Here is a 20,125-nt window from a genome sequence, read left to right as displayed (position 1 = left end):
AGTCGGACTCTCCGGAAGTAGTCGGTCAGGCGAGCTGGGCGCGGGTATCGTCGAACCAGGCGATCGTGGCCGGGGCGCCGCCCTCGACGACAGCGCGGCCCGCACTCATACCGAACAAGTCGTAAGCACACCGGGAGAGCACCGCGCTGGGGTTTCTCCGAACTCGGTGAGGACGTCGTCGTCGAGAAGCAGTGCGACGCCGAGTACTTCGCCGGCGCTCCAGGTGTAGCGGTAGATCCCAGCCACGGGCGCGGACCGTGCGGGCACGGGAGAGTAGGTCGGCCCGGCGGGCGGCGCGCCGATGCTCGGTGGATGCCGGCACCATGTCCTCGATGCCCATGCCCTCGGCGCCGATCAAGTCTCGCCCAGGAACTCGGCGAGCCGTTCGTCTTGGTCGCGTTTGCGCTCGAGGTAGGCGGGGGTGTCGCTGATCTGCACATCGTCGGCCAGGCCGAGCGCACGCACGACCGCGGCCAGTACCGCGCGGGTGTAAGCCTCGCCGAGTTCGGCGCAGACCACCGTGCGTAGGTCGACCGGGACGCCGCCGCCGAGGCTGACCGCGAGGTTGAGCAGCCGACGCTGGGCTCCGTCGAGCGGCCCGAGGTCGGCGGCGGCCAAGGCCGTCCAGTTCACCCGGGCGATGAGGTGGTGTCGGTCGTCGCTGTCGGTGATCAGGCGGGTGTCGATGTGGGCGCGGACGTCGCGGCGGTCGAGCAGGTCGACGAAGTCGAGGAGCTCGACAGCGGCACGCTGGTGGCGGCCCTCGGCGAGGTCGCCGCCGGTGATGAGCCAGGCGCGCAGCTTGTCGGTGGGGACGATGGCGATGTCGGTCATGAGATGGAATCTCCGGAGGTTGGGAGTGTGCGGTCGGGCGCGGTCTCGTCGGTGGCGGTGCGGGGCAGGTAGATCGAGCGCGCCATCAGCAGGTCGTGGCAGCCGGGCCCCCAGGACGGGCGGGCGCTGGCGCGCGGTAGCCACTGGTCGGCGATGCGTCGCCAGCTGTCGGGTCCGTGGGTGGTGTCGGCGTAGTGGGAGACGATTCGGGCCAGCGATTCGGCGACGGGCACACCGCGCTCGGGTGTGGTCCAGGCCCGCAGCACGGTCGCGATCTGTTCGCGGGCGTCGAGGTCGACGCGGGATGGTTTCGGTCCGGTGTTCGGCCGGGGCGGGTCGGCGGGGTGGCGGCGCCGGTTGAGCCATGCTCCGGTGTGCCGCAGCCACATCAGTGCGCGCGGATCCCAGACGGCAGGGTCGTCGGCGCCGGTGAGGGTGTGATCGGCGTAGCCGAAGTCCCACGGGCGATGGCGATGGCATACTTCGTGGTGGACTTGGTCGACCGCGGCCGTGAGTGTCCCCACCGCGCGCCGCCCGATCGCCTCGATTGTCGCGCAGAGTGTCTCGGCTTCGCTGGGTAGGTACCCCGGTGTGGCCGCGAGCGCAGCGGCGTGGGTAGTGGATGCGGTCATGCGGGGTCTCCGGTGCGGCGCTCGGCGAGGTCGGCGGCGAGGGCGTCCCGGATCGGTGCGAGCTGGGTCAGGGCGTTGTCGAGGAAGCCCAGTGCGCGCTCTCCGGCGAGCATGCGGGCTTCGTCGCTGTAGTCGTCGGGGGTGCGGGCGGCCCACTGGTCCAGCGAGATCGAGATGAATCGCGTCGGGACGACGAACCGCTGGAACGCCCGCACCACCGCCCAGCCCGTCCCGCCGTGCTCGAGCTCCGGGAGGGGTGCGCCCGGACCGGCGGGCTCGGGCGCCGAGGCAACGGTGGCGGCCAGGCGGGCGCGGACCGCGGTGAGGTCGATCAGCGTGGTGTCGATGGTGGCCAGCGCGTGGGCGCCGATGTCGGATCGGGTGGCGGGCGCCAGCGTGGCCCACCGGCCGTGTCCGGCCCACTGGCTCAGCGGGACTCGGAGGAAGTCGAGGAAGTGCACGATCAGCTCGCACTCGCGGGCGATCGCGCGCCGGTCGGGGTACTTCTCCTCCACCGCCGTGGTCCGGCAGGCCAGGCGCTGGTCGCGCTCGCTCACTCGGCAGCTGCGGGGTGCTCGGCGGCCAGGAAGACGGGGAACTGGTTGGTGGCGAACGGGTTTGGCTGCGCCGTCGTGGTGTCACTGCGACGTTCGGCGCTGAACAGCGGCGCCGGTGCGGGCTGGTCCCGGTACGGGTCGGTCATGGTCGTTCTCCCTGAATGGTTGGCTCAGCTGCGGTTTCGGTGAGCGTAGCGGTGGCCACCGACCGTTTCCCCCGGTCGCCGTACTCATTGAGTGCGTCGAAGCCGTGGAATCCGCCGGCCCAGACATGGAGTTCGGCTCAGCCGCCTGATGCCCAGATCTGGCTGGTGAACTCGACATCTTCGTTGCGGAAGACTTCGGCTGATCCGGCGTCGATGTAGGTGGGAGGCCTGAGAGGTCGTCTGCTTGCTGGGGGAGATGTAGGCGGGCGGGTTGGTGGGATGTTCTTCTCGAACCATGAGTCGCTCCGGTGTTGCTGCGACTTCACGAGTTTTTCCAAACTATCCCGCTGCGCGAACCAGTTGCGTATAGAGGTTTCCAGAGTGTTGGAGAACCACTGGACGCATGCGCTCACATCGCTGGCGCCGGAAACGGTGAACTCGGGACCGAGAACACCTCCACGAGCGTGGAATGTGCTGTCGGTCCGCCCGTCTATTACGATATCCGGCGGTAGAGGCGATAATTTTGCGTCGTCCGGCAATGATCCGATTACGTCGCCGACGGCGGGGGAGAACAACACGGCAAGCCCGGACACTGTGATGGTCGCATCGCGCTGGATCATCATGTGCGCAGCGATATTCCGCGAAGTGTTCGTGATGGGGCCGGCCGAGGAGAACCATCTCCCCGTCGAATCCAGGGCGGGGCATCCCCGTATCCGAAATCGGTGATGGCGAGCGATAATTGCTCGGCCAACGACCTCCGCAAATCGATCAGGGAATGGGTGATCTCGGGCTCCTGTGAATCTACGGATCTGTGGGAAGGCTGCGACGGGTCTAGGACGGCATGCCCCGGCTTAGTGACTCGGCCCTTCTGTAAATCGAACTTCGCGCAACGCGCCCAGTACGTTACGCGATTCGTGCAGACCTGGCTACAAAGAAGTCCTTGAATATTCAGGCCGGGCACCATTGGAGTTCTCTGCTCGGTCGCCGTCGTCGCCGAAAACGCGGGAGCGGTGTTGCGAGATCTCCCCGCAGGTTCGAAGTTGGTGCTCCCATTGGTGAATCAGACGGTGGGGAGCACTGCTCCGCTGTCGATATCGCGCCAACCGCATCGTTGGGCCCGAAAGTAGCTGGGGTGTCCGGCCCGGAATTCTCGGATGCAGAGAGTCTGACGCGGGCGGTTGGCTGGGTCGCTGACTTCGTGTCGGTCGAGGGCGCCGCCTGGTGCGAGCCGCGCAACTCGGTGAGCAGATGATCGAATTCGATCGACGGGCTGATCCGAGGATGTCGGTAAGACGTTCGGCGTGCGCAACGGGCGAGGCAGTGCTGGGGGTCGCACGGCGCAACTCGGCCCGGCAAGCCGCATCCCAACCGGCGACGCCGACAGGTCGACATCGCCATCGATGGTCGGTGGTGTGCTCCGAGTGAGAGAGTTCGATGTACAAGTGTCAGAATGTGTGATAGACATCTGTCCAGACACTGGGAGGTCTCAGTTGGAGGGTCGCTTCCGGTCGTAGCGGTCATGCACTCCATCCGGAGAACGTGCAAGGTGAGGAGAGCCTGATGCGGCGGAGAGCGAGTGCTCGATGTGATGTCGAGTGTTGTCCGGATGTCACAGCGGTGTGCGGGCTGGCTATCGCGGGTGGTGTCGGGTGAGCCAACCGCAGATCATGTTCGGCCGGGGGGCGGTGGTTGTCGGCGGTAGCAGCGGGGTGGGATTTGCTGTGGCGCGCCTGCTGGCGATGAACGGTGCGGGAGTCGTGATCAACGGGCGGGACGGGGCGGCTGTGGATCGGGCCGTCGCTGAGATCCGTGCTGCGGGCGGCGCGGCGTGGGGTGTCGACGGGTCGGCGGCCGATGCGCTGGTCGCGAACAAGCTGGTCGGAACATGTGTTGCCGAATGCGACGCGGTGGATGTGCTCGTCAATTGCGCCGGGATCGCGGAACCGTCCGGTTCCTCGATTCTTTCGGTCGATCCGCGGGATTGGCAGGCGCAGTTGGATTCTCATCTTGCGACGACATTCACGACCTGCCGCATCGCCGCCCCGCGCATGGTGGCCCAGCGGCGTGGCCCGATCATCAACACCTCGTCCTTCGCGTTCCTCGGTGACTTCGGTGGTACCGGTTACGCCGCTGCGAAAGGCGCGGTCAACAGCCTCACGCTGGCGATCGCGGCTGAGTTGAGAGACAGGGCGGTGCGCGCGAATGTCGTCTGTCCTGGCGCTCGGACCCGGCTTTCCTCGGGGCCGGTGTACGAGGATCACCTGGCGGAGCTGTACCGCCGGGGGATGATCGACCAGGTGACGATGGACGCGTCGCTGGATCCACCACCCGCCGACTACGCCGCCGCGTTGTATCTGTATCTGAGCAGTGCGTCGGCGGTGTCCATCACGGGTGAGATCTTCGTTGCCGCAGGAGGATTCGTCGGAAGGTATCGACGGCAGACTCCGCAGGTCCTCGGCTACCGCGATCACCGGACATCGCCGGTCTGGCCGATCGAGGACCTGCATCGAATGATCGCCACCGATATGGATGCCACGTAGTAGACCGGCCGGTCCGGCAACGGTTTCTGAGTGAAATTGATGAATCAAGCTACATACCATCGGGATGGTTTCAATGGTGAAATTCAATCTGTCGGAAGTCTTCGCCGCTGTCGCCGCGGCGGTGCCTGATCGGGAATTCATAGTCTGGCGCGACCGGCGGATCAGCTATGGCGAGGCAGACCGGCGCAGCAGTGGATTCGCCGGCTTTCTCGCAGCTCGGGGGTTCGGTTGCCGGATCGAGCGGTCGTCGTTGGCCGGTCATGCCTCGGGCCAGGACCATGTCGGCATCTACCTGCGCAACTGCACCGAATATCCGGAGATACTCGTCGGTGCCTACCGGTCGCGCACAGTGCCGTTCAACGTCAACTACCGCTACGTCGAAAAAGAGCTCGTCTACCTGTTGCGCGACGCCCAGGTCAAAGTGCTTGTCTATCAAGCGGAATTCGCCCCCAGGGTTGCGTCGATTCTCGACGAATTGCCCGGACCGGTATTGCTCGTCCAAGTCGCCGACGACAGTGACCATGAGCTGCTGCCGGGAGCCGTCGCCTACGAAGACGCGGTCGCGACCCCGCCGCCGGACGGGCTCCCCGCGCCCAGTGGCGAGGACCTCTACCTGCTGTATACCGGCGGCACGACGGGGATGCCGAAGGGCGTGCTGTGGCAGCAGGACGACATCTACATGGCCGCCATGGGTGGCACCCGATTCGGCACCGGCGAGCAACTCGGCTCCTATACGGAGCTCGTCGAATCGGCACGGGCGACCGAGGGGTATTACCGGCTCGTTGTCGCCGCGCCGTTCATGCACGGGGCAGGCGGGTGGTTGCTGTTCCAGACGGTGACTCACGGGGGCACACTGGTCTTGCCCTCGGTGACAGACCGTTTCGACCCGGCCTCGGTGCTCAGGGCGGTGTCGCGGGAGAGCGTGATCGCGCTGCCGATCGTCGGTGACGCGATGGCTCGTCCGATCGCGGGTGAACTCGAAGCCGGTCACTACGACCTGGGCACGCTCGCCGCGGTGCACAACGCCGGGGCGCCACTCACCCCGACTGTTCGTCAACGGCTGATGACCGCACTGGGCCGCGAGGTGATGGTGATCGACTCCGTGGGTTCCTCGGAATCCGGGATTCAGATGACACAGGTCTACGGTTCCGCCGACCCGCAAGCAGGCGGAAACTTCGCGCCCCAGAGCTCGGACACCGCGATTGTCGACGAAGAGATGAGCCGGGTGCTCACCGAGCCCGGGTCGCACGGCTGGCTGGCTCGGCGGGGCCGTATTCCGCTCGGATATCTCGACGACGAAGCGAAGACGGCACGGACGTTTCCGATTATCGACGGACAGCGCTGGGCGATTGCCGGAGATCGCGCGAATCTCCGCGACGGTGGCCAGATCGAACTGCTCGGCCGCGACAACCTGACCGTCAATTCCGGCGGCGAGAAGATCTTCGTCGAAGAAGTCGAGCGGGCCATCGCGGCGCATCCTGGCGTAGCGGATGTGGTGGTGGTCGGACGGACGTCGAGTCGATGGGGGAGCGAAGTCGTGGCGATCGTGGAACTGATGAACGACACCGTCACCGACGCGGAATTGCTCGCCGAAGGTGCGAAACACATTGCCCGCTACAAGCTTCCGAAGGCGATTCTCCGATGTTCGGAAATCGTGCGTTCGCCTACCGGGAAAGCGGATTACCGGTGGGCGCAGGACTTCGCGGTGCGCACGGGCATGGCCATGGGCTGAACGGAGGTACCGCCGACATTGTGGCTGGAATGCCGCGCCGATATTGCATGAACTCTAGTCCGAAGTGAGGACACCCATGGCCTTCGTGATCACCCAACGTTGCTGCAACGACGCCAGCTGTGTGGTGGAGTGCCCCGTCGACTGCATTCGGCCCCGGCCGGACGAGCCGGCGTTCGCCACCGCCGAGATACTGCACATCGACCCCGAAACCTGCATCGACTGCGGTGCGTGCGTGGAGGCGTGCCCCGTCGACGCCATTTTCGGTGCCGACGAACTGCCACCAGCCCTGGAGCGCTACGCCGACATCAATGCCGCCTATTTCGAGCGCAATCCACTCGACACCGCCATCGCGCCGGTGCCGAACCCGATCCGCGTGCCACGGGAATCGGCGACGCTGCGCGTGGCCGTCGTCGGCACGGGCCCGGCGGCCTGCTACGCGGCCGAGCAGCTTTTGGGACGTGGCCGGGTCGAGATCGACATGTTCGACCGGCTGCCCGCGCCGTGGGGGCTTGCCCGCTACGGCGTAGCCCCCGACCATCCCGAAACCCGCGGTGTGACCGACATGTTCAACGCCGCCTTCAAACGGGACGCGGTGCGGATGCACCTCAATGTCGACATCGGTCGAGACGTCACCCACGACGAGTTGCTCGCGCACTTCCACGCCGTCATCTATGCCGTCGGGGCCTCCGGTGATCGCCGGCTGGGCATCCCCGGTGAGGATCTCGCGGGCAGCTACTCGGCGACCGAGTTCGTGGCCTGGTACAACGGACATCCCGACTTCGCCGACCGGCGCTTCGATCTCTCGGGCGAACGCGCCGTCATCGTCGGCAACGGCAACGTAGCGCTCGATATCGCCCGCGTCCTCACCGCCGATCCGGCGACGCTGGGTCGCACGGACATCGCCGACAACGCGCTGGAAGCACTGCGGCACAGCAATATTCGTGAAGTCGTTCTCCTCGGCCGCCGGGGTCTGCGGCACGCCGCGTTCACCGGGCCCGAGTTCCTGGCCCTGGGTGAGCTCGATGTCGACGTGGTGATCGATCCCGCCGACATCGATGACGACGTGGCCGAGGCGCTCGCGGATCCCTCGACCGATCCGGCGCTGCGGCTCAAGCTGGCCCTGGCCGAGGAATACGCGCGACGGGCGGATACCGGTGATCGCAAGCGCATCGTCTTCCGGTTCCTCGTCTCCCCGGCCGAGGTGAGCGGCGCTGATGCGGTGGACGCGGTGCGGATCGTCCACAACGAGTTGCGCGCCTCGGCCGGCGGCGCGACAGCGGTAGCCACCGACCGAACGGAAGTCGTACCAACCTCGTTGATCCTGCGGGCGGTCGGCTATCGAGGCAATCCGATGCCCGATGTCCCGTTCGACTCCGCCGCGGGCGTGATTCCGCACCGACATGGCCGGGTGATCGATGCGGCGGACGTGGTCGTACCCGGCGTCTACACCGCCGGCTGGATCAAGCGGGGCGCGCGCGGTGTGATCGGCACGAACCGGGGTGACGCCGAGGAGACCGTGACCGGGCTGATCGAGGACTTCCTCGCAGGCAGTCTGACGGAGCCCGATCGAGACCGCGAGGCGTTCGAGGAACTGCTCACCCAGCGCTGCCCGCAGCGCATCGACCGTGGCGGCTGGATGACGGTCGATGCCGCCGAACGGGCCAATGGCGCTCTGGCGGGGCGGCCCCGGGTCAAGTTCGTGCGCGCCGGGGAGATCGTAGACCTCGCGCTTCGCGGAATGTGACTGTGTCGCGGCGTATTTCGCGATGAGCATTGTTCCGGTGTCTCGTCGATGAGAGTGTCCAGACACATGTCCAGTCGATTGTCCCTCCGGCCCGGTCGGCTGACCGGGGACCGGACACGCCCGCTATTGAATTCGAGGTACACGTGATGCCGTCGGCCGCAGTGGAGCCGTTCACGTTCGATCCGTACGACTACGCGTTTCATGACGATCCATATCCGACCTACGAGCGCCTGCGCACGCAGAACCCGCTCTACCACAACGCGGATCTGGACTTCTGGGCCCTGTCGCGCCACGCCGATGTGATCGCCGGATTCCGTGACCACGTTCGCCTGTCCAGCGCCAACGGGGTCTCCCTCGACCCGGCTGCCTGGGGACCGCACGCGCACAAGACGATGTCGTTTCTGGCCATGGACGATCCGCGGCACATGCGGATGCGCAAGCTGGTGTTCAAGGGCTTCACGCCGCGCCGGGTCGCCGAGATGGACAGCCGAATCCACGAGCTGACCCTCGAGCACCTCGAACCGGCGCTGGCCAAGGGATCCTTCGACTGGATCGAGGACTTCGCGGGCAAACTGCCCATGGACGTCATCTCCGAATTACTCGGTGTCCCGGTCGCCGACCGTGCCGAGGTGCGGCGGCTGGCCGATCTGGTGGTCCACCGCGACGACGGGGTACTCGATATGCCCGCCGCGGCCATCGAGTCCGCGCTCGAACTCATCGTGTACTACAGCGAGATGGTCGCCCGCCGCAGGCAGCTGCCGACCGACGACCTCACCTCGGCCCTGCTCGACGCCGAGATCGACGGTGACCGGCTCACCGACGAGGAGATCATCGGGTTCATGTTCCTGATGGTGGTCGCGGGCAACGAGACCACCACCAAACTGCTGGGCAACGCGCTGTACTGGGCCGCGCGCACCCCGGGCGAGTACGCCAAGGTGGTCGCCTCCCCTGACCTGATACCGGACTGGGTCGAGGAAACGCTGCGGTTCGACACCTCCAGTCAAATCGTCGCCCGCAGCGCCACCACCGACATCGAGATGCACGGCCGGACGATCCCGGCGGGCGCGAAAGTGCTGCTGCTGATGGGGTCCGCCAACCGGGACTCCGCGGTCTTTCCCGACGGCGACATCTTCCGCATCGACCGGCCGGAGAAGGGCGCGCTGGCCAGTTTCGGCGCCGGCGTGCACTTCTGCCTCGGCGCCCATCTGGCGCGGCTGGAGACCACCATCGCGCTGCGCGAGTTCGCGTCCCGGGTCGGTGATTACACCCTCCACGACGCCGGGATCGTGCGGGTGCATTCGACGAACGTGCGTGGCTTCGCCACGCTTCCCATCACTACGGAGGTCCACTGATGCCCCGCTTCGCCCCCCAACCCGACTCCCGTCCGGCGCTCGTCGCGGGAGCATCATCCGGCATCGGCGCGGCCACCGCACAGGCGCTGGCCGAGGCCGGTCATCCCGTCGTACTCGGTGCGCGTCGGCTCGACGAATGCGAGACGCTGGCGGCCAAGATCCGCGCCGACGGCGGGCAGGCGCTGGCCTGTCGCCTCGATGTCACCGACACCGACTCCGTCGACGGCTTTGTCACCGCCGCGGAAGCCGAGTTCGGGCCGACCGAGATCCTGGTGTCCGGGGCCGGGAACCTGGTCTTCGGCCAGGTCCACGAATTGACCCCCGAACAGTTCCTGCGTCAGGTCGATGTCCACCTGGTCGGCCCGCAGCGGCTGGCCCACCGGGTGCTCCCGGGCATGATCGAGCGCGAACGTGGCGATTTCGTCATCATCAGCTCCGACACCGCGCCGTCGCCGCGCCCGCGTTCGGGCGCCTACCCCGCCGCGAAGGCCGGCCTGGAAGCGATGGCCCAGCAGCTGTGGATGGAGCTGGAGGGCACCGGCGTTCGCGCCTCGGTGGTGCGGCCCGGCCCGACCAAGACGTCGATGGGCACTGAAACCACCGCCGAGATCATCGGGCCGGTCCTGCAGGACTGGGTGACCTGGGGATTCGCCCGGCATTCCGAGATGCTGCGCGCGTCCAATCTGGCCGCGGCCGTCCTGGCCGTGGTGTCGGCGCCGCGCGGCGCGCATATCCGGCTGACCGAGGTGCAACCCGAGGCGCGAGTGCGGCCGAGGACTGACGGGAGCCTCGCGTGAAAATCGTCGTCGACCTGGATCTGTGCCAGGGCCACGCGGTCTGCGCGGCCGAGGCACCCGAGGTCTTCACCGTTCCCCGTCGCGGCAAGGTCGAGATCCTCGACACCGATCCCGCGCCGGAAGCCCGTGCCGCGGTCATGGACGCCGCGCGCTACTGCCCCACTCGCGCGCTGTCGATCATCGACGGCGACGACAACTGACTGCCCGACATAACCCGAAAGGACTGAGAACATGGCTGTTTTCGATCGCGCCGAGCTCGACGAGATGGTGACCCGGTGGCTGCAAGCCAACAAGGACTGCGAGGCCGAGGGCGACTGGCGTCCGCTGGCGGAGTATTACACCGAGGACGCCACCTACGGCTGGAACTACGGTCCGACACAGGAATTCATGGCGGTCGGCCGTGACGAGATCCGCGACATCGCCATCGGTGTGGAGATGGACGGCCTCGAGGGCTGGACCTACCCGTATCAGGAGATGGTCGTCGACGACCGCAGCGGCACGGTGATCGGTTTCTGGAAGCAGATCGCCGACACCACACGTCCCGACGGCAGCCACTACTCCCCGGCGGGGATCGGCGGCAGCTGGTTCCGCTACGGGGGCAATTTCCAGTGGTCCTGGCAGCGGGACTTCTTCGACTTCGGCAATGTGAGCTCGCTGTTCCTGGAGATGATGTCGGCCGACGCGCTGTCGCCGGGCATGAACAAGCGCATCACCAGGGCCGTCTCCGGTGATCCGCTGCCGGGCTGGTACAAGATCGGCGAAGCTCCGGTGCCGCTGTGGTGAGCGAACCGGACCGCGCGCGCAGCGGCTTCGCGGACCTGAGCCGGACCGAACTGGCGATCCTGGTGCCCGAACTGCTGCTGAGCGGGCACCTGATCGACCGCTCGGGGATGGCACACAGTATCGCGGCTTTCGGCCGCGAGGGCATGGCCGAGGTGGCCATCGAAGAATGGCAGGTGGCCAGTCCCGTCTACACCCGGCGGATGCAGCGCGCGCTCGGCTTCACCGGCGACGGAGTGGAGACGATCTTCAAAGGGCTGCAACTCGATATCGGGGCGCCACCGCAGTTCATGGACTTCCGCTACCGCGTGCACGACCACCGGCACGGCGAGTTCTGGCTCGATCACTGCGGCGCGCTCGCGGACGTGGAACCCATGGGTGAGTCCTACGTGCGCTCGATGTGCCACGACATCGAGGACCCCACCTTCGACGCCACCGCTCTGGCCACCAACCCGCACGCCCAGGTGCGGCCGATCCATCGGCCGCCACGGGTGCCCGCCGACCGTCATCCGGTCTGCGCGTGGACGGTTGTCATCGACGACTCGCATGTCCCGCCACCGGTTCCGGCCAACTTCGAGACCGTCGCGCGATCGCACGCCGCCCAGGTGGTGCTGGATCCGATCGATCCACTCGACCCCGGACTCGGCGACTACGCGGGCCCGCTGCTCAGCGATCTGCGGTTCGGCGACTTCTCGCGCTCGGCGCTGATCCGGATGGCCGACGAGGTGTGCCTGCAGCACCACCTGCTGACCCTCGGATTCCTCATCGCGGTCGGTGCCAGGGCCGAGGACGCGGCGGCCGCCGACATCGGGCGCAGGCAGTTCGCCGGCATCGCGGGCCTGACCGCCGAGCGGCTGCGCCTGGCGCTGGGTCTCGGTGACGACGATGCCGCCCTTGCCCAGGTGCTGCGGCGGCATCCGGCCTGGAACCCGCTGTGCTACACCGGCGTCCGTGTCGATCACGCCGACATCGGGGTGCGCGTGCGAATCCCGAAGCGCAGCGGGGCCGTGACCGACAAGGTCTGGCCCGCGCTGATCGACGCCACGCACCTGGCACCGTTGGAGGCGATGGCGCGCGGGGTGAACCCGCGTTTCACGGTCCACGTCATCGACGACACCGACGATGAACTCGCGGTCGGATTCCTCTTGGCGGAGAAGCCGTTCGCCGAGTCGGGCGATGTCGCCATCACCCGGTTCAGCACCGGTGCGACCTTCCAATTCGCCGACCGTGGCATTCCACTTCCGCTTACCGTGGTCTGACAGCACCACCGAGAGAATGAATTCCTATGGCGTGCACCTTCGCTGACCTGTTCGAGCACGCGGTAGACGCGATGCCCGGGCGCACCGCGCTGATCCACGGCGATCGGCGCATCACCTTCGATGAACTCGACGCCCGGGCCAATCGCCTTGCCCACCATTTGATCTCGATCGGCGTCGGCCCCGGAGTCCATGTCGGATTCCAGATGCACAACAGCATCGAGACCATGGAAACGATCATCGCCTGCTTCAAGGTGCGGGCGGTGCCGATCAACATCAACTACCGCTACCGCGCCGAAGAATTGCGCTACCTCTACGACAACGCCGATATCCATACCCTGGTCTTCCACCGCAGCTATGCCGAGCCGGTCGAGCAGGCGCTGCGGCAGGTGCCGCGGGTTCGTCACGCGATAGTCGTCGACGACGATCTGGGCAGCGATCACCTCGACACCGGCGCGGCGCGCTACGAGTCCGTACTCGCCGCATCGACGGTGCGGCCACAGGCGGCCCGCGACGCCGACGACCTGTTCGTGATGTACACCGGCGGCACCACCGGCCTGCCCAAAGGCGTCATGTGGCGCCAGGAGGACATGTGGCGGGTCCTCGGCGGCGGCATCGACTTCTACACCGGGGAACCGGTGGCGGACGAGTTCGCGCAGTCGCGCGCCGGCGCGCAAGCCGAGCCGACCCGGTGGCTGATCCTGCCGCCGCTGATTCACGCGGCGGGGATGATGCCCACCTTCGCCGCGCTGTGGAGCGGCAACACCATCGTCTACGAATCGAGATTCGACCCGGCCGCCATCTGGCGGACTGTGCAGCGGGAACGGCCCGCGATCATGGTGCTCACCGGTGACGCGATGGCCCGCCCGCTGCTCGACGCGTACCGGATCGCGCTGCCGGACGCGAGCTCCCTCGTGGCCGTCGCCTCGGGCGCGGCACTGTTGTCCCAGCCGGTGAAGAACCAACTGCTCGAACAGTTCCCGTTCGCCGTGGTCACCGATTCCATCGGATCGTCGGAGACCGGGTTCGGTGGCATCGGCTTCGCGACCAAGCACGACGATCCGGGGCGAGGTCCACGGGTGCAGACCGGTCGCGGTGCCGTGGTCGTCGACGAGGACGGCCGCCCGGTCGCGGTGGGGGAACAAGGCTGGCTGGCGAAGACAGGCGCGGTGCCGCTGGGCTATTACAAGGACGACGAGAAGTCCCGGAAGCTGTTCAAGACCGTCGACGGCGCCCGGATGGTGGTCACCGACGATCGTGCCCGCGTGGAGGACGACGGCTCCATCACGCTCATCGGGCGCGGCAATATGGTGATCAACACCGGCGGCGAGAAAGTCTTCGTGGAAGAGGTCGAGAGCGTGCTGAAAGCGCACCCGGCGGTGTTCGACGCGGTGGTCGTCGGCATCACGCACGAAAGATGGGGACAGCAAGTCGCGGCGGTGATGTCACTGTCGGCTGGGGCCGAACCCGACTTCGCCTCGATCATCGCCCACGTGCGCACCCATCTCGCCGGCTACAAGGTGCCGCGGACACTGTGGATCGCACAGTCGGTCACTCGTTCGCCCAGTGGCAAACCTGATTATCGCTGGGCCGAGAACTACGCGACCGACCGCGATCCCGACTACCGGGCCGCGACGTCGGCTCGCCCCTGAACCCTGCGCGCGTTGACGCACGCCCGTGCGGCGCTCTGTCGTCCGGGCGTGTGACAACTGTTGTCGGCCTGCTGTTCCCGGTTCGCGACCGGCCTCTTCGGCGCGAACCGGTAGCTCGGCTCAACGGCCGGTGACCGGCTGTTCCGGAGCTTGCGCAGCGTTCAGCTCGAGTATCCGCGAGCTGTATCCCGTGCCCGCGTCGATGAGCGCATCGGTGTATACCCGCTCGAGCAGGTCGACGGATTCGGCATCGGCATCGGGTCCGAGGGCGGCCATGGCACGGCGGCGAACACGGGCACTCAGCCGATCCCGCAACGCGGTGATCCTGGGGTCGTCGCCGAGATCGGCGGCCGAATCCGCCATGCGGGAGATCGTGAGCGGCGTGGAGGTGTCGTCGGGGTCGAGACCGGGTGCGACGGTGAGTCCGGCCCGTGGGTGGCTGTGCGTGGGCAATGACAGGGTGCGCCATATCGTCTCGGCCGCGAGTCGATCGCGCGAGCCGAAATAGGCCCTCACGATGCCTGTCGTGATTCCGGCGTCGTCGGCGACAGCACGAAGACTGAGACCGCCGAAGCCGTTGCGGGACAGGACACGAATCGTGGCATCCAGGATTCGCGCGCAGGTCTCGGCCCTGTCGCCGGGAATCCGTCGGTCATATTCAGCGGTGGAAGACACTGTTTCGGACACAAGTCTAGATGCTATTCTGGACACCACTGCAAGGCAATGGGCAGCGGCTGAGACAACAGTCATATCCCCCAGGAGGTGCGCAAACTTGATGAGGATGCAACAGGGCATCGGCGGGACCGCGGCGCGCACGATCGCCATCACGGGAGGCGCGCGCGGAATCGGGCGGGCCATCGCCGCGGAGCTGGCGACGCGCGGGTGCTCGGTGGTCATCGGCGACATCGATCTCGACACTGCGGTCGACACCGCGGCAGCTCTCGGCCTCGCGGGAGCCTTCGCGCTCGATGTCACCGACCCGGCCTCGTTCGAGCATTTCCTCGGAAGTGCGGAGAAGGCGGTCGGCCCCCTCGATGTCCTGATCAACAATGCCGGGGTCATGCCCGTCGGGCCCTTCGTCGAAGAATCCGACGACATCACCCGCCGGATACTCGACATCAACGTCTACGGCGTCATCGCCGGCACGAAACTGGCACTGCCGCAGATGCTCTCGCGTGGGCGCGGGCACATCGTGAACATCTCCTCGCTGGCGGGGGAGAACCCGACTCCGGGGATGGCGACCTACTGTGCCAGCAAGCAGGCGGTGCTGAGTTTCACCGAAGCGACGCGCCGGGAGCACCGTGGCCGTGGTGTGCACTTCTCGGTGGTCCTGCCGACCTTCACCCGGACCGAGATGATCGCCGGGACGCGCGCGCCGTTCGGGCTGCTGGCCGAACCCGAGGACGTCGCCAGGGCGGTCGCGGGCCTGGTCGCACGACCGCGCCGACGGGTCACGGTGACGCGCCGAGCCGGTTGGCTGGCCGCGATGGACAAGGTGACGCCGCGGCCGATCGGTGAGTTCATGGTCCGGCGGCTCGGGATCGACCACATCTTCCTCGACGATGTCGACCAGTCCGCACGTCGCGGCTACAACGAGCGTCTCCATCGCTGACTGTGCCACCGTCCCGTCGGTCCGGCGACAGGCGGGGCGCCTTTACCATTCTGGACAGATGTCGGTGTAGTATTCGGACATATGTCTGCTCCTGCGTCGAACCCCATGGAAGCCACCCGGCGCCGTCTGACCGGAAAACAAGCCGAGACGGTTGCCCGGCTGACCAGCGCCGCTGTCGTCGTGTTGGCTCGGGAAGGCTACGCGGCCACCACCATCCGATTGATCGCGGCCGAGGCCGGGGTCGGTACGGCCACGGCCTACACCTATTTCTCGTCCAAGGATCACATCATCGCCGAGGTGTACTGGCGGCGGTTCACCGCCACAGAACCAGAGGACCTCCCCGACGCCGATCCCGCGACCCGCGCCATCGCGGTGCTGCGGCAGGTATCCACGCTGGTCGCCGACGAGCCAGCCCTGGCGGCCGCGATGAGCCAAGCCCTGCTCGGCGAGGACCCCGATGTCGCGCATCTGCGGGTCCGGATCGGCATGGCCCTGCACGAGCGCCTGGTCGAGGCGCTGGGATCGGACAACCCCGAGCTCGTCGAGGACCTCGAGGACCTCGAATTGGTGTACTACGGCGCGATGCTGCAGGCAGGGATGGGACATCTGACCTACGCCGCGGCGGCCGATCGTTTGGAGCGGTGCGCTCGTCGCCTGCTGGGGTGACTCGCGATCCGGTCGATCGCGAGTCACCGCCGTCTCTGGCGTGTTACCAGCCTCGGTCGATCCACTCGTCGAGACAGGGGGCCGCGGTGCCAACCCGGGTACTCAAACCATGACCGGTCAGTACGGTCGTTTCGGGTGGCAGACTGAACAGGCGGTCTCGAATCGAGCCGATGATGGTTGGGAAATCCGAGAAGGAGCGCCCGGTCGCGCCCGGGCCGCCCGCGAAGAGCGTATCGCCACTGAACAGGGCCGATAGCTCCGGCGCCCACACGCAGATCGACCCGGGGGAGTGGCCTGGCGTGTGGAGGATGTGTAATTCGGTGCCGGCCACGGTGATTCGCAGGCCGTCCTCGATCGGCTGGTATCGCGCGGTCGGATGGACCGCGCGCCAGAGCATGTCGTCACCGGGGTGCACCAGGACGGGGGCGTCGACCGACCGGGCAAGAGCGGGCGCGACACCGATGTGATCATTGTGCGCGTGCGTGCAGACGATCGCGCGGACCGCTCGCCCGGCGATCGCCTCGCGAATCGCCTCGGCGTCATGGGCCGCGTCGATGACGACAACCTCGGTGGCGTCCCCGACCACCCACACGTTGTTGTCGACCGCCCAGCTGCCACCGTCGAGTTCGAAGGTTCCCGAGGTGATCACCTGCCGGATGTGCTCGGTGGACGGCGCGGCGGTGGAATCGGGGGTCACCAGGTGACCACCGAGCGCAGGACCCGGCCGGACTTCATCGTGGCGAAGGCCTTCTCCACCTCGTCGAGCCCGATCCGTTCGGTGACGAACAGGTCCAGCGGCAGCCGCCCCTGGCGGTACAACTCGATCAGGACAGGGAAGTCGCGTTCGGGTAGGCAGTCGCCGTACCAGGACGATTTCAGTGCGCCACCATGGGAGAACAGGTCGAGCAGCGGCATGTCCAGGCGCATGTCCGGGGTCGGTACCCCGACCAGGACGACCGTCCCCGCCAGGTCGCGCGCGTAGAAGGCCTGCCGCCAGGTCTCCGGTCGGCCCACCGCATCGATCACGACATCGGCACCGAAACCGCCGGTGTAGTCCTTGATGCGCTCGACCACATCGTGCGCGGTGGCGTCGACGGAGTGCGTCGCGCCGAGTTCGGCGGCGGCCGACAGTTTCGTCTCGTCACGATCGACGGCGATGATGGTGGTAGCACCGGCGAGTTTCGCACCGGCGACCGCTGCCGCGCCGACGCCGCCGCATCCGATCACCGCCACGGTGTCGCCCCGGCCGACCGCACCGGTGTTGAGCGCCGCGCCGAGGCCGGCCATCACGCCGCACCCGAGCAGGCCCGCCACCGCCGGGTCGGTAGCGGAATCGACTATCGTGCACTGCTTTTCGTGGACGAGAGTCTTGTCGGCGAACGCCCCGACACCGAGCGCGGGCGTGAGCTCCGTGCCGTCTTCGAGGGTCATCCGACGCTCGGCGTTGGCAGTGTCGAAGCAATACCACGGACGCCCGCGCCGGCACGCGCGGCAGGCGCCGCATACCGCACGCCAGTTCAGGACGACGAAATCGCCGACCGCGACATGGGTGACCTCGGCGCCGACCCGGTCGACGACGCCGGCGGCCTCATGGCCGAGCAGGAACGGGAACTCGTCGTTGATTCCGCCCTCGCGGTAGGTGAGGTCGGTATGGCACACGCCGCAGGCCAGCGCCCGGACCACGACGTCGTGCGGGCCGGGATCGGGGAGGTTTATCTGGACCATTTCGACGGCGGCGCCGGGCTGGCGGGCGATGATGCCCCGGACCGTTTCGGTCATTGTCGCTGCTCCTTCTGGGTGGTTACGAACCGTTGTGGGCCACCGCGGTCACCAGGCCGCCGTCGACGATGAATTCCGACCCGGTCGAGTAGGACGATTCGTCGCTGGCCAGGAACACCACGAACGGCGACACTTCGCTGGATTGGGCGGGCCGCCCGAGCGGGATGTTGAGCAGGTCGTTCGGGATGCGCTCGGTCATGGGCGTGCGAATGAGGCCGGGGTGCAGCGAGTTCACCCGGATGTTGTGGGGGGCCAGTTCCAGCGCGGCGGATTTCGACAATCCCCGCACCGCCCATTTGGACGCCACGTAGCCGTGTGCCCAGGGCGCGCCGCGCAGCCCCTCGATCGAGGAGACGTTGATGATCGAGCCGCCACCCGCGGCGATCATCGCGTCGACCGAGGCGCGGATACCGAGAAATGTCCCGGTGAGATTGACATCGATGATCCGCTGCCACTTGGCCATATCGAACTTCTGAATCGGCCCGCCGTTGACGATGCCCGCATTGTTGACCAGCACATTCAGCGTGCCGAACCTGGTCACCGCCTGTGTGACCGCGGCCTCCCACTGTTCCAGGTCGGCGACGTCGAGGTGCGCGTACAGCGCTGCGTCACCGAGTGATTCGGCCAGCGCCCGGCCCTCGTCGTCGAGTACATCGCCGATGACGACCTTGGCGCCCTCGGCGACCAGCGCGCGCGCGTGTTCTGCGCCCATCCCGCGTGCGCCGCCGCTGATGATGGCAACTTTTCCGTCTACACGTCCCATGCGGGAGAGGCTAACATGCAAGCTGGAATGAAATCCAGACTAGTGTCTGGAATATAGAGTGGACGAGTGTTTTAGGAGGACGGATGCCTATCCGTGTCGCCCATGTTGGCACCGGAAACGTCGGCCGGTTGGCGCTGGCCGGTCTGATCGAGAGCCCTGACTACACATTGACCGGGGTCTGTGTGTCGTCACCGGAGAAACTCGGCCGCGATGCGGGTGACCTCGCGGGACTCGAGGTCGCCACCGGCATCGCCGCGGTCGGTGACCTCGACGACCTGCTGGCCACCGATCCGGAGTGCGTCGTCTACTGCGCCATGGGTGATACGCGTTTGAAGGAGGCGATCGAGGACTGCCGGCGCCTGCTCGCCGCCGGGGTGAATGTCGTCGGTTCGGCGCCGGGAATGCTGCAGTATCCCTGGAACGCGCTCCCACCCAAGCTCGTCGCGAAGGTGGAAGACGCTGCTGAGCAGGGTGATTCGAGCCTGTTCATTACCGGCGTGGATCCGGGATTCGCCAACGATCTGCTCCCGCTGGCGCTGACCGGAACCTGCCAGACCGTCGAGCAGGTGCGCTGCCTCGAGATCGCCGACTACGCCACCTACGACGGCGCGACCGTGATGTTCGACGTGATGGGCTTCGGGCTGCCGCTCGACGAGGTTCCGATGTTGCTGCAGCCGGGCATTCTCAGCCTCGCCTGGGGGCCCGCGATCCAGCAACTCGCCGCGGGGCTCGGTCTCACCCTGGACGCGATCACCGAGGACTACGAACGGGTCGCGGCGCCGACCGGATTCGATATCGCGGCCGGGCATATTCCCGAAGGGGGTCTGGCCGCGCTGCGCTTCCAGGTCCGCGGCATGGTCGCGGACCGGCCGGTGATCGTCGTCGAACACATCACCAGGCTGCGCGAGGACCTGTGCCCGGACTGGCCGCGACCCGCGCAGGAGGGGGGCTCCTATCGCGTCGAGATCGTCGGTGAGCCTTCGTATCACGTCGACATCTGTCCGACCAGCCGCAACGGGGACCACAACCACGCCGCGATCGTCGCCGCCGCGGGCCGCATCGTGAACGCGATCGCCACCGTCGTGGCCGCGCCGTCCGGTATCCGGACGACGCTGGATCTTCCGCTGGTCACTCGTCCCGGACGGTTCGTCGAGGCCGCGGTCCGGGTCTGACGGCACCGCCGGGCGGGGCCCGCCGCCGGGGCGCCGCGCGGCCCCCCGCGGGGGGGTGGGCCCCCCGGGGCGGGCGGGGGGGGCGGCGCGGTCGAGTCGCGTGGCCCGCGT

Annotated in this window: 21 protein-coding genes; 12 read left to right on the top strand and 9 right to left on the bottom strand. The window is 67.3% G+C overall.

The features are described 5' to 3' along the window. Positions 1-354: 354 nt before the first annotated feature. The 5 genes from ACWF82_RS28780 to ACWF82_RS28760 form a co-directional block, all read right to left on the bottom strand. Positions 355-834, bottom strand: a complete 480-nt coding sequence (locus ACWF82_RS28780; RefSeq protein WP_452506195.1) for a hypothetical protein — start codon at positions 832-834, stop codon at positions 355-357. Next, positions 831-1,466 carry a hypothetical protein gene (locus ACWF82_RS28775; RefSeq protein ID WP_452506193.1) on the bottom strand — a complete coding sequence of 212 codons (636 nt, stop codon included), beginning with the start codon at positions 1,464-1,466 and terminating at the stop codon, positions 831-833. The genes ACWF82_RS28780 and ACWF82_RS28775 overlap by 4 nt, the downstream gene beginning before the upstream one ends. Beyond that, a complete protein-coding gene (locus ACWF82_RS28770; protein ID WP_452506191.1) occupies positions 1,463-2,023 on the bottom strand; it encodes a hypothetical protein in 561 nt (186 codons plus the stop codon). The genes ACWF82_RS28775 and ACWF82_RS28770 overlap by 4 nt, the downstream gene beginning before the upstream one ends. Then, the gene (locus ACWF82_RS28765; RefSeq protein ID WP_452506190.1) at positions 2,020-2,169 is read right to left on the bottom strand and encodes a hypothetical protein; all 150 of its coding nucleotides are present in this window, start codon (positions 2,167-2,169) and stop codon (positions 2,020-2,022) included. The genes ACWF82_RS28770 and ACWF82_RS28765 overlap by 4 nt, the downstream gene beginning before the upstream one ends. A gap of 137 nt (positions 2,170-2,306) precedes the next feature. Then, positions 2,307-2,792: a hypothetical protein gene (locus ACWF82_RS28760; RefSeq protein WP_452506188.1), complete on the bottom strand. Its 486-nt coding sequence runs from the start codon at positions 2,790-2,792 to the stop codon at positions 2,307-2,309. A gap of 1,026 nt (positions 2,793-3,818) precedes the next feature. Between ACWF82_RS28760 and ACWF82_RS28755 the strand changes: the two genes are divergently transcribed. The 9 genes from ACWF82_RS28755 (at position 3,819) to ACWF82_RS28715 (ending at position 14,022) form a co-directional block, all read left to right on the top strand. Continuing rightward, positions 3,819-4,709 carry an SDR family NAD(P)-dependent oxidoreductase gene (locus ACWF82_RS28755; RefSeq protein WP_452506186.1) on the top strand — a complete coding sequence of 297 codons (891 nt, stop codon included), beginning with the start codon at positions 3,819-3,821 and terminating at the stop codon, positions 4,707-4,709. A gap of 64 nt (positions 4,710-4,773) precedes the next feature. After that, entirely contained in the window at positions 4,774-6,441 is a 1,668-nt protein-coding gene (locus tag ACWF82_RS28750) for an acyl-CoA synthetase (protein WP_452506184.1), read from the top strand. A 76-nt stretch (positions 6,442-6,517) separates the two neighbouring features. Next, positions 6,518-8,185, top strand: a complete 1,668-nt coding sequence (locus ACWF82_RS28745) for a 4Fe-4S binding protein (RefSeq protein ID WP_452506182.1) — start codon at positions 6,518-6,520, stop codon at positions 8,183-8,185. A 146-nt stretch (positions 8,186-8,331) separates the two neighbouring features. After that, the gene (locus tag ACWF82_RS28740) at positions 8,332-9,537 is read left to right on the top strand and encodes a cytochrome P450 (RefSeq protein WP_452506180.1); all 1,206 of its coding nucleotides are present in this window, start codon (positions 8,332-8,334) and stop codon (positions 9,535-9,537) included. Continuing rightward, complete coding sequence (locus ACWF82_RS28735) at positions 9,537-10,334, top strand: SDR family oxidoreductase (RefSeq protein WP_452506178.1); 798 nt, start codon at positions 9,537-9,539, stop codon at positions 10,332-10,334. The genes ACWF82_RS28740 and ACWF82_RS28735 overlap by 1 nt, the downstream gene beginning before the upstream one ends. Next, on the top strand, positions 10,331-10,534 hold the full coding sequence (locus tag ACWF82_RS28730) for a ferredoxin (protein WP_355280367.1): 204 nt from the start codon (positions 10,331-10,333) through the stop codon (positions 10,532-10,534). Before ACWF82_RS28735 ends, ACWF82_RS28730 begins: the two co-directional genes overlap by 4 nt. Before the next feature lie 31 nt (positions 10,535-10,565). After that, complete coding sequence (locus ACWF82_RS28725) at positions 10,566-11,117, top strand: nuclear transport factor 2 family protein (protein ID WP_452506176.1); 552 nt, start codon at positions 10,566-10,568, stop codon at positions 11,115-11,117. Next, a complete protein-coding gene (locus ACWF82_RS28720; RefSeq protein WP_452506174.1) occupies positions 11,111-12,373 on the top strand; it encodes a hypothetical protein in 1,263 nt (420 codons plus the stop codon). Before ACWF82_RS28725 ends, ACWF82_RS28720 begins: the two co-directional genes overlap by 7 nt. Before the next feature lie 26 nt (positions 12,374-12,399). Then, positions 12,400-14,022 (top strand): acyl-CoA synthetase, encoded by a 1,623-nt coding sequence (locus ACWF82_RS28715; RefSeq protein ID WP_452506172.1) that lies wholly within the window; start codon positions 12,400-12,402, stop codon positions 14,020-14,022. A gap of 120 nt (positions 14,023-14,142) precedes the next feature. Here the strand turns inward: ACWF82_RS28715 and ACWF82_RS28710 are convergent, their stop codons facing one another. Beyond that, positions 14,143-14,697 (bottom strand): TetR/AcrR family transcriptional regulator, encoded by a 555-nt coding sequence (locus ACWF82_RS28710; protein WP_452506170.1) that lies wholly within the window; start codon positions 14,695-14,697, stop codon positions 14,143-14,145. Positions 14,698-14,803: 106 nt separating this feature from the next. Between ACWF82_RS28710 and ACWF82_RS28705 the strand changes: the two genes are divergently transcribed. Then, positions 14,804-15,634 carry an SDR family oxidoreductase gene (locus tag ACWF82_RS28705; RefSeq protein WP_452506270.1) on the top strand — a complete coding sequence of 277 codons (831 nt, stop codon included), beginning with the start codon at positions 14,804-14,806 and terminating at the stop codon, positions 15,632-15,634. A gap of 81 nt (positions 15,635-15,715) precedes the next feature. Then, entirely contained in the window at positions 15,716-16,300 is a 585-nt protein-coding gene (locus tag ACWF82_RS28700) for a TetR/AcrR family transcriptional regulator (protein WP_355280378.1), read from the top strand. Positions 16,301-16,343: 43 nt separating this feature from the next. On the opposite strand, the gene ACWF82_RS28695 is transcribed toward ACWF82_RS28700, so the two are convergent. From ACWF82_RS28695 to ACWF82_RS28685, 3 genes are read right to left on the bottom strand one after another with little or no spacing between them, the layout of a single operon-like run. Further along, complete coding sequence (locus ACWF82_RS28695) at positions 16,344-16,997, bottom strand: MBL fold metallo-hydrolase (protein ID WP_452506167.1); 654 nt, start codon at positions 16,995-16,997, stop codon at positions 16,344-16,346. Further along, positions 16,994-18,079: an S-(hydroxymethyl)mycothiol dehydrogenase gene (locus tag ACWF82_RS28690; protein WP_452506165.1), complete on the bottom strand. Its 1,086-nt coding sequence runs from the start codon at positions 18,077-18,079 to the stop codon at positions 16,994-16,996. Before ACWF82_RS28690 ends, ACWF82_RS28695 begins: the two co-directional genes overlap by 4 nt. Positions 18,080-18,101: 22 nt before the next feature. Beyond that, positions 18,102-18,842: a glucose 1-dehydrogenase gene (locus ACWF82_RS28685; RefSeq protein WP_452506163.1), complete on the bottom strand. Its 741-nt coding sequence runs from the start codon at positions 18,840-18,842 to the stop codon at positions 18,102-18,104. An 83-nt stretch (positions 18,843-18,925) separates the two neighbouring features. Here ACWF82_RS28685 and ACWF82_RS28680 point away from each other — a divergent pair, with 83 nt between their 5' ends. After that, positions 18,926-20,014 carry an NAD(P)H-dependent amine dehydrogenase family protein gene (locus tag ACWF82_RS28680; RefSeq protein ID WP_452506161.1) on the top strand — a complete coding sequence of 363 codons (1,089 nt, stop codon included), beginning with the start codon at positions 18,926-18,928 and terminating at the stop codon, positions 20,012-20,014. Positions 20,015-20,125: the final 111 nt, after the last annotated feature.

This window comes from Nocardia sp. NPDC055053, from assembly GCF_053608285.1.
The sequence above is the reverse complement of the archived record's forward strand: the minus strand, read 5'-3'. Positions and strand labels throughout refer to the sequence as shown.